Consider the following 15773-nt stretch of genomic DNA (forward strand, 5'->3'; position numbering starts at 1 on the left):
GCTTTCGGTGGGTTCGTGCTCAATAACGCGCGTCAATTTCGGGATAGGGCTCAGGTGACGGCGGAACCTGATATTTTGCGAGCACATATGACATGGTCTGTTGCCAGGCAACCGGAGTTGACCCGGAACCGGTGACCATCCTAGTCGGCCGGTACATGCCCACGAGGACGGCGAACTGCGGATCGTCTGCCGGGGCGAGTCCAGCCATCGTGGTGTAGTAGGTGCCCTGGTAGTAGGTGCCGGTTTCGGGGTTCACGGTCTGCCCGGTACCCGATTTAGTTGCCACCCGGTATCCGGGAACGGCCAGGTCTTCATGGCCGGGGGCCCGCGCCATCGATTCCATCCCGTCAATCGCCAGCCGTGCGGCTTCGGGCGACACAACCTGCACCGACTCACCGCCGGGGATTTCCGTGAGCGTTCCGTCTTCTTGGCGGCAGCCGCGCACGAGTTTGAGTGGTAGCCGTTTGCCGCCGTTGCCGATGGCCTGATAGGCGCTGGCCATCTGGGCGGCGGTGGCGGTGAGACCCTGCCCGAACATTACGGTGTAGTTGGTTTGACTGTCCCAGTCTTCCGGAGCGTGCACGGTTCCGGCGGCCTCACCGCTAAACCCGACGGCGGTCGGCTCGGCGAGCCCGAATTTGCGCATGTAGTCGTAGCGCACTTCTCGCGACAGTCGCGACCCAAATTCGGCCGTACCGACGTTGGAGGATACCGCGATCACGCCATTGAGGTTCATCTCAATCGGCGCGTGCGCGTCGTCATCACCGAAGCTTGCGTCGTCATGTGGCCATTGGTCGGGCACGGTGATGGTCTCGTGCGGATCTACCTTGCCCTGGTCGTAAAGCATGGCCGCAGTGAGTGGTTTCATGATCGAGCCCGGTTCGAACGAGGCACCGAATGTGCGGTTACCGCGATCATCGGGATTGGCGTCGGTGGGCACGTTTGGGTCGACGGTTGGATACTCGGCGGCAGCAACGATTTCACCGGTTTTTACATTCACCACGGTGATCGTGCCGTACTCAGCCTGCTGATAAGTCACCTGCTCGGCGAGAATCTGCTGCACGCGATATTGCACATCGCTGTCGATGGTGAGCTCGAGCGTGCCGCCCGGACGCGGTTTTTCGACCGTGACCACGGTGCCGGGAATTGCGACGCCGTCGGCCGACCGCTCGTACATCTCTTTTCCGTTCGCACCGGCAAGGCACTTGTCGTACTGCAGTTCAAGCCCGGCCAGGGGCTCTCCGGCAGCGTCACTGAACCCAACGATATTGCCCGCGACCGCACCCGCTGGATAGCTGCGCTTGGGGTGCGGCTGCGGGTATACCCAGGGGATGCGGAGCTTACGGATTTCTTGATATTGCTCAAGCGGCACCATCCGCGCCAGATATGCGAAGTTTGCATCGGGATCTTCGGCCAAGATTGCGTCGATTTCGGCACGCAGGGTCTTAGCATCCTGACCGGTGATTTTGGCGATCCGTTGAAGCGAATCATCGACCGTCACGACTTCGGTCTCGCCGGTTTTGGGGTTCGAGCGGTTGAAGTCGACCATGTTCACGGGCGCGATGGTGATATCGAAGCGATCGACCGAGGTGGCCAGTGGCCTGCCTTCGGCGTCGACAATTGAACCGCGCGTGGTCCACAGTGAATTGACAACACCGCGCCGGCCATCAGCTTCTTCGTTAATGGCGGCGGCGCTGAGCACCTGCAGGTCGAATAGTCGCCCACAGAAGATGACCAGCATCGTAATGATGAGGCCAAGCGGCACGATAAGCCGCCATTGATGCCCTCGCCGGTGACGCTTACTCTTCACGCTCTCCGCCCATGGTCACAGTTCATTTCGGTGCCGCGGCAGCGCACTGCCGTAGCTTTTTGCATCCCCACTCGCTGCGCAGCCCGGCCTTTCGCACACCGTGCGGTGTGTTCGAAACCTAGTGCGTGTCGGGTGAACTCAGCTCGAACTCTGACGGTACGCCAGCGGGCTCCGGCCGCGGTGTTGACGCTCCGGGGTTCTTAGCCTTCTGAGGTTTTTGTTGGGTCTCTTGCTCGGCACGGTCACGGTCACCGCTCGTGATTGCATTCGGCACGAGGTCGGGGTTGATCGCGGGCAGGTTGGCAGGCGCGTCCGAACCACCGATGATGCGGCGCTGCTCGATGTCGAGCGAAGGCACGCCCGCTGCCGGAACCATCCCCAGATCGGTGGCCATTTTTGACAGGTGCTGCGGTGACGCCATGGCGTCAATCTGCTCCTGCGCCGAGGTGCGCTCACGCTGTGCCTGCACGCGCTGGCTGGCGAGTTCATCCTCGGTGTAGGCACCGCTAATCAGCAGCAAGCTGAGGGCAAGCCGCACACCGAGCATCCCGGCGATCAGCGCCAGCGCGAAGACCACGGCACGACGCGTGCCCCGTCCCCGAGCCCGCTTACCTTCAATGACGCGCAGGTCGGGACGGCGTTCAGCTCCTCGCTCGGGTACTTCGGGCCCGGAGGGCGCGACCGGTCGGACGACCCGGCTGGCTTCGATCACGCTCATCAATTACTCCTGATCCGTTCAACTGCGCGCAAGCGAACTGGCTTGGCGCGGGGGTTGTCGTCAACTTCGTTGTGGTCGGCTTGCTCGGCCCCGCGAGTGAGTGAGACAAATTCGGGTTCGAGCTCTGGCGGAATGAATGGCAGGCCGGCTGGCACATTTGCCGTGGTGGCCTCGTGAAAGATGTGCTTCACAAAACGGTCTTCAAGTGATTGATAGGCCTCGACTACGACGCGACCACCCACACGCACCCGCCCCAACGCCTGCGGTATTGCCGACTCGAGCGCCTCGAGCTCGCGGTTCACCGCGATGCGCAGCGCCTGAAATACGCGCTTAGCCGGGTGGCCGGCGTTGCGCTTGGCCGCCGGGGTGGCCTGCTGCAAAATTTCGACAAGTTCGAGCGTGGTTGCCGGTGGGTTGGGTGCGGTGACAATCGCACGCGCATAGCGCCCGGCCAGCGGTTCGTCGCCGTAACGGCGAAACAGGTCGCGTAGCTCGGCCTCGCTCGACTGTGTGAGCAGTTCAGCGGCGGTGATGCCGACCGACTGATCCATTCGCATATCGAGGGGTGCATCCCGCATATAAGAAAAACCGCGCTCGGCTTCATCAAGCTGCAGCGACGAAACACCGAGGTCAAAAAACACCGCATCAACCTCAGCCACGTCGAGCTCATCAAGCTTTTCGTTGAACTGGTCATAGACGGCGTGCACGGTGGTGACCCGGTCACCAAACTCGCTTAGCCGCTGCTGCGCGAGCGCAATGGCGTCGCTGTCGCGGTCGAAGCCGATAAGCCGCGCCCGCGGATTAGCTCGCAAAATGGCGGCCGCGTGGCCACCCATTCCGAGGGTGCAGTCGACGTAGATCGCATCCGAGATTTCGAGCGCTGGTGATACCAGCTCGACCACTCGCTCGACCATCACCGGGGTGTGGATGACTGCGGGGTCACCGTAGCGGCTGTCTGCGGTGTTTTCCATATCTGCCCCTGTCTGCTTTGTTCTGAACCTCGAACCCGCGCTATTCCCGACCCGCCGCCGGGGAAGGTGCTTCGGGACGTGATCTGCTGCCGGGGAAGGTGCCTCAGATCGCCGAACAGCACGAGATCGAAGCTCAGAGCTAGAACAGTCCTGGGATCACCTCCTCCGCGGTCTCCGAGAAGCTGGCTTCGTTGGCATCGAGGTAGGTCTGCCAGGCCTGTGCGTCCCAGATTTCGGCGCGATTACCGGCACCGATAACGGCCAGTTCGCGGTCGAGCCCGGCGTATTGACGCAGCTGCGCGGGAATGGTGACGCGGTGTTGACGGTCGGGGGTTTCACTGTGGGCGCCCGATAGCAGCAGTCGCAGGTAGTCGCGCGCCTGCTTGCTGGTGACGGGGGCTTGACGGATGCGGTCGTGAAACCCAGCAAATTCGTCGTTCGAGAAGACGTAGATGCAGCGGTCTTGACCGCGGGTCATCACCACACCGTCAGCCAGTTCGTCACGAAATTTTGCCGGCAGGATGAGCCGCCCTTTTTCGTCGAGCTTGGGCGAGAAGGTGCCAAGAAACACGATCGCCCCTCCTCTCGACGCGACTCATCTCCACCAACACCCACCACTTTACTCCACTTCACACCACAAAGGCAGATTTCTAGGCATAAAACTGCGGAAATTTTCAGGTTCTACCGCTGAATTATGCGGGTGGTGTGAAGTGGAGGAAAAAACCACATTTTGGGGCTTTCGGAACCGTAAACCCCCGCCGCAGGGAGCAGCGGCACAAAATTTGCCGCAATCGAGTGGCTGCCGGTGGTGGCGCGGTGCACTGAAGGCATCGCGTAGAAAGAAGACCACACAGGCATCGACGCCGTGGGAAAACAATCCCGCCCCAACCGGCTTGGTTGGGGCGGGAGGAAAGTGGAGAGTCGGCCGAAACGACCGGCGACTACCGGCTAGAGGTCGCCGCGGCGGCGCTCATCCCAGCGCTCTTCAAGACGAGACATATAGTCAGACTGTTTTGACCGCTGTGCACTCGTGGCCTGCTTGCGCGGGGCTGAGTCGGCGGCCGCACCGCTGGCCGAACCGTTACCGCGCAGCGCCCAGGCAATACCTGCGACGGTGACGATGAATCCGAGCAGACCAATGAGCGGCTGGTTAATGGCCAGGCCGGTGACCACAATGCCCAGGCCAACGGCCACTGCAAGCACTGCGATACTGATAGACCGAGCTGAAATTCCGCCCTGCCCCGAAGGCGCGGTTGACATGAAGTCGGCGTCTCCCTGGTAGAGACTGCGCTCCATCTCATCGAGCAGCCGCTGTTCCTGTTCAGAAAGTGCCATCATTACCTCGCGTTTGCAGCTTGCGGATTCACCGCTGTCTAACTGCTCATTGTAGGCCGAGATGACTTTGTAAAGTAGGTATGTGCCTGAAAGTATGCCGTTGTCTGCTGATGCCCTTGTAAATGCCGTTAACGATCGTATCGCGGCGGTCGTCTCTGCCAAGCGCGACGAGTTCCTCCCCCTTGGCGACGACCTCGTTCCGGTGTTTAACCAGATCAGCTCGTTCACCGAGGGCGGTAAGCGTGCCCGAGCCCGATTCGTTGCCGCCGGTGCCGCTCAGGCCGTGGGACAAACGGTACCCGCCGATCTCTATACGGCTATCGTCGATGCCGCAGCCGGCCTCGAACTGTTTCACGCCGCCGCGCTCGTGCACGATGATGTGCTCGACCGCTCTGACACCCGCCGCGGCAAACCCGCAACGCACCGGGTGTTCGAGCAGCTGCACCGCGAGAGCTCGTTTGCTGGCGAAGCCGAACACTTCGGCACCTCGGCAGCAATTTTGATTGGCGATCTGCTGCTGATGTGGAGTGATGATCTGCTGCTGAGCGCCTGTGCCCACATTGATGAGCGCTCGGCACGCCGAGTGCGCCACGAATATGCGCGGATGCGCACAGAGGTGACCGCCGGCCAGTATCTCGATGTGCTTGCCGAGCTGAACTGGCACACCGTTCCGGTGGCCGAGCACGCTGAACGGGCAATTGCCATCGCCACTTCTAAATCGGCACGCTACTCGGTTGAGTCGCCGCTCGTGCTCGGCGCCCTGCTGGCCGGTGGCGATGACGACACGGTCGCAGCCATTCGCGCCTACGGCCTCCCCCTCGGGCTCGCATTTCAGCTGCGCGACGATGTGCTGGGAGTGTTCGGCGATAGCCAGGTCACCGGGAAGCCCGCCGGCGACGATCTGCGCGAGGGCAAGCGCACCCTGCTAGTGGCAGAGTTTGAACGCCGCGCTGATGGTGAAGATCGTGAATACTTTGTGCGCCACCTCGGCAATTCCGAGCTGACCGAAGCCGATGTCGAAAAGATGCAGCAGCTGCTGCTCGATAGTGGCGCGCTGGCGGCGGTTGAAGCGCGTATCCAAGGGTGGCTCGACGAGGCGCTCAGCGCCATCGACAAGGCTGCCCCGAATGAGCAGGTGCGCGCCCTCCTTGGCGAGCTCGCCGAACGAGCCGCAGTGCGGAACGCCTAGGAACGGGCCTCACTCAGCACGGTTCATGCGACGCGGCCCCGCTCAGCGCGGCTCGCGCTCATGAACCGTTTGACATCAGCTGGCTAAAACGCCAGCAGCTGCGCCGATTTACGCACGCTGGTTTTGTGCCCGCGCTGCAACGCCGCAACCGGCGCCTCGCCGAGCGCACTATCTTCACTCAGCATCCAGTTCATGGCTTCTTCACCCTCGAGTCCCATATCAGACAGCAGGGTGAGTGTGCCGCGAAGCCCCGGGAGCGGTTCACCGTTCTTAAAAAAATCTGCCGGGATGCGGGGCTCACCATCAACCTGTGCCGCGAGCAGGTACCGGTCTTCGAGCAATCGACGGAGCTTGTTCTTTGAAACGCCAAGTAGCTCGCACACCTGTGTAAACGTGAGCCACTCGCGTGACGAAAAGTGTTCTGACACCCTTCTATGGTTGCAGATTATCGAGCCGCGCGGGGTATCTACGGAGTTTCACCCGGTGTTCGTTGCGTGATCCCGATACTCTGCCCAACGTGAACGCAGCGAACCCCGATACGGTCATTGGTCGTCTCATCGACGACCGCTATCGCGTGCGTTCGCTTATCGCCCGCGGCGGTATGGCCACGGTGTATGTTGCCACCGATCTTCGCCTCGATCGGCGCGTGGCAATCAAAATCATGCACGACCATCTGGCCGCGGATGAAGCTTTCCGTGACCGCTTCATTCGCGAGGCACGAGCGGCGGCCCGCCTAGCGCATCCCAATCTGGTCAATGTGTACGACCAGGGTGAGGATGGTGACCTCGCCTATATGGTGATGGAATACGTGCCCGGTATCACGCTGCGTGACCTGCTGCACGACCACCACCGGCTGACTGTCGAGCAGACCATCGACATTATGGATGCGCTCCTGGCGGGGCTGCAGGTGGCGCACCGACAGGGCATCGTGCATCGCGATATCAAGCCCGAGAACGTGCTGCTGGCTGATGATGGCCGCATTAAGCTCTCCGACTTTGGACTCGCGCGCGCGGCCACCTCGAATACGGCCACGGGCTCAGTGTTGCTCGGCACGATCGCCTATCTGGCGCCCGAGCTGGTCACCAAGGGTTCGGCCGATGTGCGCAGTGATGTCTATTCGGCGGGGATCATGATGTATGAGCTGCTGGTGGGCGAGCAGCCCTACCGCGGCGATGAACCGGTCAATATTGCGTTTCGGCACGCCAATGACGATGTGCCACCACCCAGCGAAAAACAGCCCGGCATCCCCCGGGTGCTCGACGATCTGGTGCTGTGGGCCACTGAACGCAATCCCGATGATCGGCCGACAGATGCCGGGGCAATGCTAGCGGCGCTGCGTCAGGCCGAGCGCGATATTGCGGCCGGCGGTGGCGCGCCGGTGCCGCCAGACTCGCCCACGCTGCCTGCCGACTCGGGCGAAGCAACTCGGTTGCTTGCCACCGCGGATGATCATGACCAGCCGTGGCACAGCGTGAACCAACCCACCGGGGCGATCAACGCTGACCCGATGGCTGCGGTGGCCGAACCGTTGCTGCGTCCCTCGGCGGGGCTCCCGGCCACGGCGGCACGACTCGAACGGATCAATCGCCAAAAACGTCGTTCGGGGCAGGTAACCGCCGCGGTTGTCGTGCTTTTGATGGCGTTCGCCGGTGTCATCGGCTGGTGGCAGGGGTACGGGCCCGGTTCGTATCTGGTCACTCCCGACCTGGCCGGCATGTCTGAGGCGGATGCACGGCAGCAGATCAGCAGCTCGGGTTTTGTGCTCGGTGAGGTGCAACACGAAAACTCGCTCGATACACCGGCGGGTCAGGTACTGCGCTCCGATCCCGAAAGCGGCTTGAGTTTGGCACCGAAGTCGTCAATTTCGATTGTGATTTCTGATGGGCCGAGCATCCTGACCGTGCCGGCGCTCGCCGGGCTCAGCCGTGATGAGGCTATTGCCGCCATCGAAAATGCCGGGTTTGTCTATCTGGATGCGAATGAGCGGCGTGAGTTCTCGGCCAGCGTGCCGGACGACCATGTGATCTCCGGAACCACCGAAGACGGTGCCCCACTCCCCCAAGAAATGGCCGAGCAGTCGACTATTCGACTGGTGGTTTCAGAGGGCAAGGTACCCGAAGTTGCCGGTCAGAGCGAGGCTGATGCGATGGCCACACTCGATGCCGTTGGGCTCAAGGGCAATGTTGTTGATCGACCGTTTTCGTCGGATGTGCCCGAGGGTGTGGTGATCTCGCAGTCGTCCACCACTGACCCGATCGTTGCCGGCGACACGATCAATCTGGTGGTTTCCAAGGGTCCAGATCTCGTCGAGGTGCCCAAGGTTGAGGGCGAAAAGCTAAAAAACGCGATTAAGAAGCTCGAGGATGCCGGATTTAAGGTGTCGCATCGCGTGCCCGAGCTATTTATCGATAGCGCCAGGGTTGTCTCATCCAATCCACCGGCCGGCGAAAAGATCGAGCGCGGTAGCACGGTTGAGTTGACCACCGAGGTTAAGCTCTAGCGCATCCCCGATATCGTCATGCGGCGGCGCAAATAAGTGGCCGGGTGCGTCGAACTCGGTTCCAGGCACCCGGCCACATCAGGCGTTTGCGTCGACCCGCTAGTTTGCTGCGCCGCGGTTTTGCAGCAGCTCAGCGACCAGGAAGGCCAGTTCGAGCGATTGGCGGTGGTTGAGGCGCGGGTCGCACAGGCTCTCGTAGTGCGTTTCGAGCGTGGCCTCGTCGATCTGGTCAGTGCCGCCGAGGCATTCGGTGACATCGTCGCCGGTGAGCTCGATGTGAATACCACCCGGATGCGTGCCGGCTTCGGCGTGGGCGTCGAAAAAGCCACGCACCTCTTCCATGACATCGTCGAAGCGACGGGTTTTAAAACCGCGCTCGGTGGTGAAACCGTTGCCGTGCATGGGGTCGGTGATCCACAGCGGCGTCGAGCCCTCTGCCTTAATCGCACTGAGCAGCCCCGGCAGTGCTTCGCGAATTTTTGTCGCGCCCATGCGGGTGATAAAGGTGAGTCGACCGGGTTCGCGCTCGGGGTCGAGCTTATCGAGCAGGCGCAACACGGTGTCGGGATCGGTGGTGGGGCCAAGCTTCACGCCGATCGGGTTGCGCACTCGCGAGAAGAAGTCGACATGCGCTTCGTCAAGGCCGCGCGTGCGTTCGCCGATCCAGATGAAGTGGGCCGAGGTGTCGTACGGCGTGCCGGTGCGCGAGTCGACCCGGGTGAGCGCGCGCTCGTATTCGAGTAGCAGCCCCTCGTGGCCGATGTAAAACTCCACCTCGCGCAGAGCGTCGAAGTCGGCGCCGGTGGCGGCCATGAATTGCAGAGCCCGGTCGATTTCGCGGGCCATGACCTCGTAGCGCGAGTTTTTTGGGTTTGAGCGGAAATCATGGTTCCACGAGTGCACGGCACGAAGATCGGCGTAGCCGCCGGTGGTGAAGGCGCGCACCAGGTTCAGCGTCGAGGCCGAGATGTGGTAGCCCTCGAGCATCCGCTGCGGGTTGGGGGTGCGGGCCTGCTCGGTGAAGGCAAAGTCGTTGACGATATCGCCGCGGTAGGCGGGCAGCGTAACGCCCTCGCGGCTTTCGACATCTTTCGAGCGGGGCTTCGCGAACTGACCGGCCATCCGACCGAGTTTTACCACCGGCATCGAGGCGCCGTAGGTGAGCACGAGTGCCATCTGCAACACCGTCGACACTCGCGCCCGAATTTTGTCGGCGGTTGCCGCGGCGAATGTTTCGGCGCAGTCGCCGCCCTGCAGCACGAAGGCATCACCGCGCGCTGCGGCGGCCAGCCGGGTGCGCAACCGGTCGACCTCGCCGGCGAATACCAGCGGCGGCCGGGTGGCGATATCAGCCAGCACCTTATCGGCCTGGGCGCGGTCGGGCCAGCTGGGCTGCTGCCGAATCGGAAGCTCGCGCCAGTTGTCGAGGCCGTGGTCGCCAAGCTGCGGCTGCGTCAATTGAGTGTCGTTCATCATCCTGTTTGCATTCATATTGGAGTCGAGGTGGTGCTGCCAAAAAATCCGGCCTGGGATCTTGCAGCCTATCGGGATTTGATTGCGTGCGGATGCGGCCGGTTACGATTCGGCGGCCGTCGCGCGCTGTGCATCAAGCTTTTTGCGCAGCGTGGATGCGTACACATCGGCATACTCTTGGTCGCTCAGCTGGGCAATTTCGCTCATGATTTCGTCGGTGATAGCGCGAAGCACGAAACGGTCGGCTGGCATAGTGCGATATCGACTGAAATCGAGCGGTTCTCCGAAAATAATGCCGGTGCGGCCCCGGACGGGGCGCTTGGCGCCGATGGGCATGATTTTGTCGGTGCCCACCATCACTACCGGGATCACCGGTACCGATTCATCTGCCGCGAGCAGCATCCGCGCAATTCCCGTACGGCCACGGTAAAGCCGGCCGTCGGGACTGCGGGTGCCCTCGGGATAGATACCGAGCCAGCGTCCCGAGTTCAGCACATCGACCCCGGTGTCGAGTGAGCTCTGCGAGGCTTGTCCTCCCGAGCGGTCGATCGGCAGCTGCCCAACCGACGTCATAAACCACTTCGTCATGCGACCCTTTACGCCCTTGCCGCGAAAATATTCGGCTTTAGCGAGAAAGTACACCTGGCGTTTCACCACGAGCGGCATCAGAATCGAGTCGATCACCGAGAGGTGATTCGAGGCAAAAACCACCGGGCCCTTTTTCGGAATGTTCTCGAGACCAACGATGTCCTGCGGAAACAGTCGTTTCACGGTTGGGCCGACGAAGACGTGCTTGAGCAGCGAATACATCATTGGCATTGGCGAACACTCCATATGGTCTTGCGGGCGTGAGTCATCATACCTGGCCGCACATCCGTAGCGCCCGAACCCACACGCATCCAGGCCGTTCATTCACCGCGTCGGCTGCGCAACAAGGTGGGGCGCCGTCTCCGGGTGCCGATCACGAGCATCCGCAACGAACCCGGTATTGTTTGATTTATCCCGGCGACGAGGCCGCGACCTGCGCGCAACCCGCGTGAGATGTGCCTCGCCGCGCATCCCTCACACGAGAAAGGCCGCCACGGATGACCGACAACGCCGTCGTTCAGTATGAGCGCGAATTTCACACCCCGGCTGTTGCCGCGCACGATCCCGCCAGCTCCACGTATTCGCTGCTGCTCAATCGAGTCAATCTCACGCCTGATGCGCCGCTTTTTTCGGTGCCCGAAGGCGATGGTTGGCAGGATGTTTCGGCCCGGCAATTTCTTGATGAGGTGCACGAGGTTGCCCGAGGGCTGATTGGCGCGGGCATTCGCCCCGGTGAGCGGGTGGCGTTTATCGGCTCCACGAGCTATCAGTGGTCACTTATTGACTATGCGCTGTGGGCGGCTGGTGCGGTGATGGTGCCGGTGTATGAGACCGACTCGCCGGAGCGAATTAATTGGATCATCGATCACTCCGAGGCGATCGCGGTAATCACGCAGCTTCCCGAGCATGCCGAAAAAATTACCGAGCACGATGCGCCGCTCCCCGACCGCGTCCGGAAACTCTGGCAGCTGCATGATGGCGGGATGGACGAGCTGCGGCAGGCGGGCGACGGTATCACTGACGAGCAGGTGCGCTCGACCGGTCTGAGCCGGGTGGCCGACGACGAAGCCACGCTCATCTACACCTCAGGTTCAACCGGCAAACCCAAGGCTGTCATCCTGACGCACAGCAATTTCGTGGATCTCAGCAATAACGCCGCCCGGGCGCTGTCGGTGATGGTCAACAAGCCCGGTGCGTCGACGCTGCTGTTTATTACGCTCGCCCACGTGTTTGCCCGGTTTATTTCGGTGATGTGTGTGAGTGAGGGCATCCGGGTTGGGCACCAGTCTGATACCAAGCGGCTCGTTCCCGCGCTCGGTTCGTTCCAGCCCACCTTCCTATTGGCGGTGCCGCGGGTTTTTGAAAAGGTTTATAACTCAGCGGCACAGACCGCGGCGGCCGGTGGTAAGCGAGGCATTTTTAACCGCGCTGTGCGTGTCGGAGTCGCCTATTCGAGGGCCCTCGATGCCGGCCGGGTACCGCTCGGGCTGCGGCTGCAATATCGAATTTTTGACAAGCTCGTGTTTGCGAAGCTGCGCAAAACGCTCGGCGGCAAGGTAGAGCACGCGGTGTCGGGGTCGGCTCCGCTGGGGCTTTTTCTCGGGCACTTTTATCGTGCGCTCGGGGTGCAGGTGCTTGAAGGTTATGGCCTCACCGAAACCACGGCGCCGGTGTCGGTCAACCTGGCCGATAGTTTCAAAATCGGCACGGTGGGCCCGCCCCTGCCGGGTTGTTCGGTACGCATCGACGATGATGGTGAAATTCTCGCCCGCGGCATCAATGTTTTTCGCGAATACTGGCGCAACCCCGAGGCAAATGCGGGTGCGTTCACCGAAGACGGCTGGTTCCGCACCGGCGATATCGGCCAGCTTGATGCCGATGGCTACCTGACTGTCACCGGCCGCAAAAAAGACCTCATCATCACGGCCGGTGGTAAAAACGTGGCGCCGGCAGTGCTCGAAGACCCGATTCGCGCCGATGTGCTCGTGGGCGAATGTGTGGTGGTGGGCGATGCGCAGCCGTTTGTTTCGGCAATCATCACCCTCGATCACGAAATGCTCGCGTCATGGCTCGAGGTCAACGGACTCGACCCAAAAATGTCGCTCGCGGATGCATCCCGTCACCCGCGCGTGCGTGAGCACGTGCAGGAAGTTATTGACCGCGCAAACCGGCAGGTGTCGCGCGCCGAGTCGATCCGCAAATTCGAAATTCTCGATCATGTGTTTTCAATTGACGAGGGCACGATGACGGCGAAACTTTCGATTCGTCGGCACGTGGTGCTGAAGCAGTACGCAGATGTGATTGACCGCATCTACGAGGGTGTTGAGCGCGCGTACGATCCCGAAAGTTCGAGCTCGCGCTAGGCTCTGCCCGGTCTCGAGGGAACTGCGCCGCCAACCTTGTTAGTGGGCTGGGATTGCTGGTGAGCGAAGCGCCGTGCCCGGCGCTTCGCTGCTAGAACCAGTCGGCGGCGCGGATCTGCCGCAGCGCTTCGCGGCGGTGCTCTTTTGCCAGCGTGTCAACGTACACGGTGCCGTCGAGGTGGTCGCACTCGTGTTGCAGCATCTGCGCCATCAGCCCTTCACCCTCGAGCACCACCTCGTTACCGTCGAGGTCAATACCGCGCACTTTGGCGTACGGGTAGCGCCGGGTGGGAAACCACAGTCCCGGAACCGACAGACAGCCCTCGTCAATTTCGCTGGGTTCTCCCCCGAGTTCGACGATTTCGGGGTTGATGATGTAACCGAGTTTGCCGTCGATATGCCAGCTGAATGCGCGCAGTCCAACACCGATCTGAGGTGCGGCGACTCCCGCCCGGCCGTCCATATCGGTGGTGTCGAGTAGGTCTTGGATGAGTGCCCGCACCTGATCGGTGATTTCGCCAATCGGGTCGGCGGGGGTGCGCAGTACCGGATCGCCGTAGTGGCGAATTTGCCGAACGGTCACGTCTTCCTTTCGCTGGGGTTGTGCGGCGCGCGGCTCAGTGAGCGGCCAGTTGTGCTTCGGCGCGCAGCAGGGCGTTTTCGATAATTTCGGTGGCTGCCGGATGCGGCCAATACTGTTGCCGCGCCAGCCCACGCACGCTCCGCCCCTGACTTGCGGCTTGGATGAGCGGCTGCAGCAAAATCGCCGCATCAGGACCAATGATCTGTGCGCCGAGCAGCCTGCCGCTTTCGCGGTCGACGACGAGCTTACAAAAACTCGTTTCGTCTTCGAGTGCCCAGCCCCAGGCGGTGGCGCCGTAGTCGTGCCGCACCGCGAATGCATCCGCGCCGCGCGCCAGCGCCTGCGAGATTGATTCGCCAAATGAGGCGACTTCGGGGTTCGAAAACACCGCTGTCGGCACCGGCCCGAGCGTATTGCGGCGCAGCTGCTCACCGCTGAGCTCGGCGGCAACATTGTGCGCAACCACTCGTGCCTCTTCGTTGGCGACGTGTTTGAGCTGGTGCGGCGAGCTGATATCGCCGAGCGCCCACACTCCGGGCACCGGTTCGCCATTGCGAAGCACCCGCTGGTAGTCATCCACGACGATGCGGCCGTCCTCGTGCAGGTCAAATTCGACGGCGGCCACTTCGAGGCGGTCGCTATTGGGGATGCGGCCGGCTGCCACCAGAACGAGGTCGGTAATCATTTGCGAGCCGTCGCTCAGCGTCAATTCGACGCCGGCTTCGGTTTCGTGCGCGGCGGTCACTTCGGTGCCGGTGCGCAGGTCCCAATCGGCCACCTGCGCGAACGTGGCCGCCACTTCGCTGTCGACCGATTTCAGCGGCATCGAGCGCACCAACTGCACTGTTTTGGCTCCGAAGCCGTGGAAAATATTCGCAAATTCACAGCCGATTGCGCCGCCGCCGATCACCGTGATGTGCTGCGGCAGCTGTTCGAGGCGCAGTGCCTCGGCGTTGGTAATCACCCGCTGCGACCACGGGAGCGGGTCGAGTTTGACGCTGCGCGACCCGGCCGCGATGATGATGCGTTCGGCTCGCAGCCGGCGCCCCGAGTCGGTTTCGAGTTCGTGGTCGGAAATAAACCGCACGCGTTCTCGGACGAGCTGAATGTTTGGTTCGCCGCTGCGCCGATATTCCTCACCCGAGTTGGATATTGCGTCGATGCGCGTGAAGATGCGGTCGCGCACTGCCGCCCAGTTGGCGCGCACATCGGGCGCGGTGACGCCGAGATGTCGCGCGCTGCGTGCTCCGTGAACAATTTCTGCGGGGCGCACGAACATCTTGGTGGGGATGCAGCCGACGTTGAGGCAGGTGCCACCAAAGTGTTCGCCATCGTCGATGATGGCGATTTTTAGATCGGCAAAACGTTCATCGGGAATGGTGTTTCCCGACCCCGCACCGATGATGATGAGGTCAAATTCGTTTTCGCCGGCGGTTTCGCTGGCTGTCGAGGATGCTTCCAATGCGACTAGCTGGCGCGGTGCTTGCGGCGGCGCGCGGCAAGTTCATCGTGCGGGTGCAGCTCGTCGCTGTCGACATCGACGAGGTTGTCTTCAACCTCACGCACAACCTGGCCGAGGAAGATGCCGAATACGCCCTGCCCGCGACGCACGAGGTCGATGATTTCGTCTTCTTTGGTGCACAGGTAGACGCTCGCGCCGTCTGAAAGCAGCGTGATCTGGGCGAGGTCGTTAATGCCAGCTTCGTGCAGCTGCTCGACCGCGACCCGGATCTGCTGCAGTGAAATACCGGTTTCGAGCAGGCGCTTCACCAGGCGCAGCACCAGGATGTCGCGGAATGAGTACAGGCGCTGCGAGCCCGAGCCCGCGGCGGTTTGGATCGAGGGTTCGACCAGTTCGGTGCGAGCCCAGTAGTCGAGCTGACGGTAGGTGATGCCGGCCACTCGCGCGGCCACAGCGCCGCGGTAGCCGATATTGGGGTCGAGATCGGGAAGGCCATCGGTGAACAGCAGTTCGGCGCGCGACTCCGTGTTGGGAGCGTGCTCACGTGCGCTCATGTTGCCACCTTTCTACGCGATGTGTGGTGTGGGTGAGTTGTGGATGCGCCGATTCGGCACACTCGAGTGCGACTCGCCCGATTCTCAGTGTAGGTGACGCCACCGCCAACTTCGAGGAGCAAAATCACATCGGTGTGATGGTTTCAGCATTCTGTTCACTTCAGCGGCGACGCGCCGCAAGCTTCAAGCAATACTTGAGACCGTAATCCGATTGTTACCGAGGCCGC

14 protein-coding genes are annotated in these 15773 nt (G+C 61.9%); 3 read left to right on the forward strand and 11 right to left on the reverse strand.

The window, feature by feature from the left end:
• Positions 1-19 precede the first annotated feature (19 nt).
• The 5 genes from PV375_RS09275 to PV375_RS09295 form a co-directional block, all read right to left on the reverse strand.
• Positions 20-1765 (reverse strand): peptidoglycan D,D-transpeptidase FtsI family protein, encoded by a 1746-nt coding sequence (locus PV375_RS09275; protein WP_332107052.1) that lies wholly within the window; start codon positions 1763-1765, stop codon positions 20-22.
• 163 nt (positions 1766-1928) lie between these two features.
• Positions 1929-2528 (reverse strand): hypothetical protein, encoded by a 600-nt coding sequence (locus PV375_RS09280; protein WP_332107053.1) that lies wholly within the window; start codon positions 2526-2528, stop codon positions 1929-1931.
• Positions 2528-3499, reverse strand: coding sequence for a 16S rRNA (cytosine(1402)-N(4))-methyltransferase RsmH (gene rsmH / locus PV375_RS09285; protein ID WP_332107054.1), 972 nt, complete (start codon positions 3497-3499; stop codon positions 2528-2530). Before rsmH ends, PV375_RS09280 begins: the two co-directional genes overlap by 1 nt.
• A gap of 139 nt (positions 3500-3638) precedes the next feature.
• Entirely contained in the window at positions 3639-4070 is a 432-nt protein-coding gene (mraZ, locus tag PV375_RS09290) for a division/cell wall cluster transcriptional repressor MraZ (protein WP_201518712.1), read from the reverse strand.
• A gap of 377 nt (positions 4071-4447) precedes the next feature.
• Positions 4448-4837, reverse strand: a complete 390-nt coding sequence (locus tag PV375_RS09295; protein WP_332107055.1) for a DUF3040 domain-containing protein — start codon at positions 4835-4837, stop codon at positions 4448-4450.
• A 97-nt stretch (positions 4838-4934) separates the two neighbouring features.
• Here PV375_RS09295 and PV375_RS09300 point away from each other — a divergent pair, with 97 nt between their 5' ends.
• Positions 4935-6023 carry a polyprenyl synthetase family protein gene (locus PV375_RS09300; protein ID WP_332107056.1) on the forward strand — a complete coding sequence of 363 codons (1089 nt, stop codon included), beginning with the start codon at positions 4935-4937 and terminating at the stop codon, positions 6021-6023.
• Between the two features lie 83 nt (positions 6024-6106).
• On the opposite strand, the gene PV375_RS09305 is transcribed toward PV375_RS09300, so the two are convergent.
• Complete coding sequence (locus PV375_RS09305; RefSeq protein WP_332107057.1) at positions 6107-6451, reverse strand: Rv2175c family DNA-binding protein; 345 nt, start codon at positions 6449-6451, stop codon at positions 6107-6109.
• Positions 6452-6540: 89 nt separating this feature from the next.
• Here PV375_RS09305 and pknB point away from each other — a divergent pair, with 89 nt between their 5' ends.
• Positions 6541-8523, forward strand: a complete 1983-nt coding sequence (gene pknB, locus PV375_RS09310) for a Stk1 family PASTA domain-containing Ser/Thr kinase (protein ID WP_332107058.1) — start codon at positions 6541-6543, stop codon at positions 8521-8523.
• Between the two features lie 99 nt (positions 8524-8622).
• Here pknB and PV375_RS09315 read toward each other — a convergent pair whose 3' ends face one another.
• A complete protein-coding gene (locus PV375_RS09315; RefSeq protein WP_332107059.1) occupies positions 8623-9999 on the reverse strand; it encodes a class II 3-deoxy-7-phosphoheptulonate synthase in 1377 nt (458 codons plus the stop codon).
• Positions 10000-10098: 99 nt separating this feature from the next.
• Complete coding sequence (locus PV375_RS09320; protein ID WP_332107111.1) at positions 10099-10809, reverse strand: lysophospholipid acyltransferase family protein; 711 nt, start codon at positions 10807-10809, stop codon at positions 10099-10101.
• Positions 10810-11081: 272 nt separating this feature from the next.
• Between PV375_RS09320 and PV375_RS09325 the strand changes: the two genes are divergently transcribed.
• Complete coding sequence (locus PV375_RS09325; RefSeq protein WP_332107060.1) at positions 11082-12947, forward strand: AMP-dependent synthetase/ligase; 1866 nt, start codon at positions 11082-11084, stop codon at positions 12945-12947.
• 91 nt (positions 12948-13038) lie between these two features.
• Here the strand turns inward: PV375_RS09325 and def are convergent, their stop codons facing one another.
• From def to PV375_RS09340, 3 genes are read right to left on the reverse strand one after another with little or no spacing between them, the layout of a single operon-like run.
• Positions 13039-13530 carry a peptide deformylase gene (gene def / locus PV375_RS09330; RefSeq protein ID WP_201518671.1) on the reverse strand — a complete coding sequence of 164 codons (492 nt, stop codon included), beginning with the start codon at positions 13528-13530 and terminating at the stop codon, positions 13039-13041.
• A gap of 34 nt (positions 13531-13564) precedes the next feature.
• Positions 13565-14992, reverse strand: coding sequence for a mycothione reductase (locus PV375_RS09335; RefSeq protein ID WP_332107061.1), 1428 nt, complete (start codon positions 14990-14992; stop codon positions 13565-13567).
• Positions 14993-14997: 5 nt separating this feature from the next.
• The gene (locus PV375_RS09340; protein WP_201518669.1) at positions 14998-15546 is read right to left on the reverse strand and encodes a MerR family transcriptional regulator; all 549 of its coding nucleotides are present in this window, start codon (positions 15544-15546) and stop codon (positions 14998-15000) included.
• Positions 15547-15773: the final 227 nt, after the last annotated feature.

Source organism: Gulosibacter sp. GYB002 (assembly GCF_036577665.1).
Lineage (GTDB): Bacteria > Actinomycetota > Actinomycetes > Actinomycetales > Microbacteriaceae > Gulosibacter > Gulosibacter hominis.

Coding starts and splice junctions, on each gene's coding strand:
- PV375_RS09340 (WP_201518669.1), bottom strand. CDS start 15,546: ATGAGCGCACGTGAGCACGCTCCCAACACGGAGTCGCGCGCCGAACTG.
- PV375_RS09280 (WP_332107053.1), bottom strand. CDS start 2,528: ATGAGCGTGATCGAAGCCAGCCGGGTCGTCCGACCGGTCGCGCCCTCC.
- PV375_RS09315 (WP_332107059.1), bottom strand. CDS start 9,999: ATGATGAACGACACTCAATTGACGCAGCCGCAGCTTGGCGACCACGGC.
- PV375_RS09320 (WP_332107111.1), bottom strand. CDS start 10,809: ATGATGTATTCGCTGCTCAAGCACGTCTTCGTCGGCCCAACCGTGAAA.
- PV375_RS09295 (WP_332107055.1), bottom strand. CDS start 4,837: ATGATGGCACTTTCTGAACAGGAACAGCGGCTGCTCGATGAGATGGAG.
- PV375_RS09325 (WP_332107060.1), top strand. CDS start 11,082: ATGACCGACAACGCCGTCGTTCAGTATGAGCGCGAATTTCACACCCCG.
- rsmH (WP_332107054.1), bottom strand. CDS start 3,499: ATGGAAAACACCGCAGACAGCCGCTACGGTGACCCCGCAGTCATCCAC.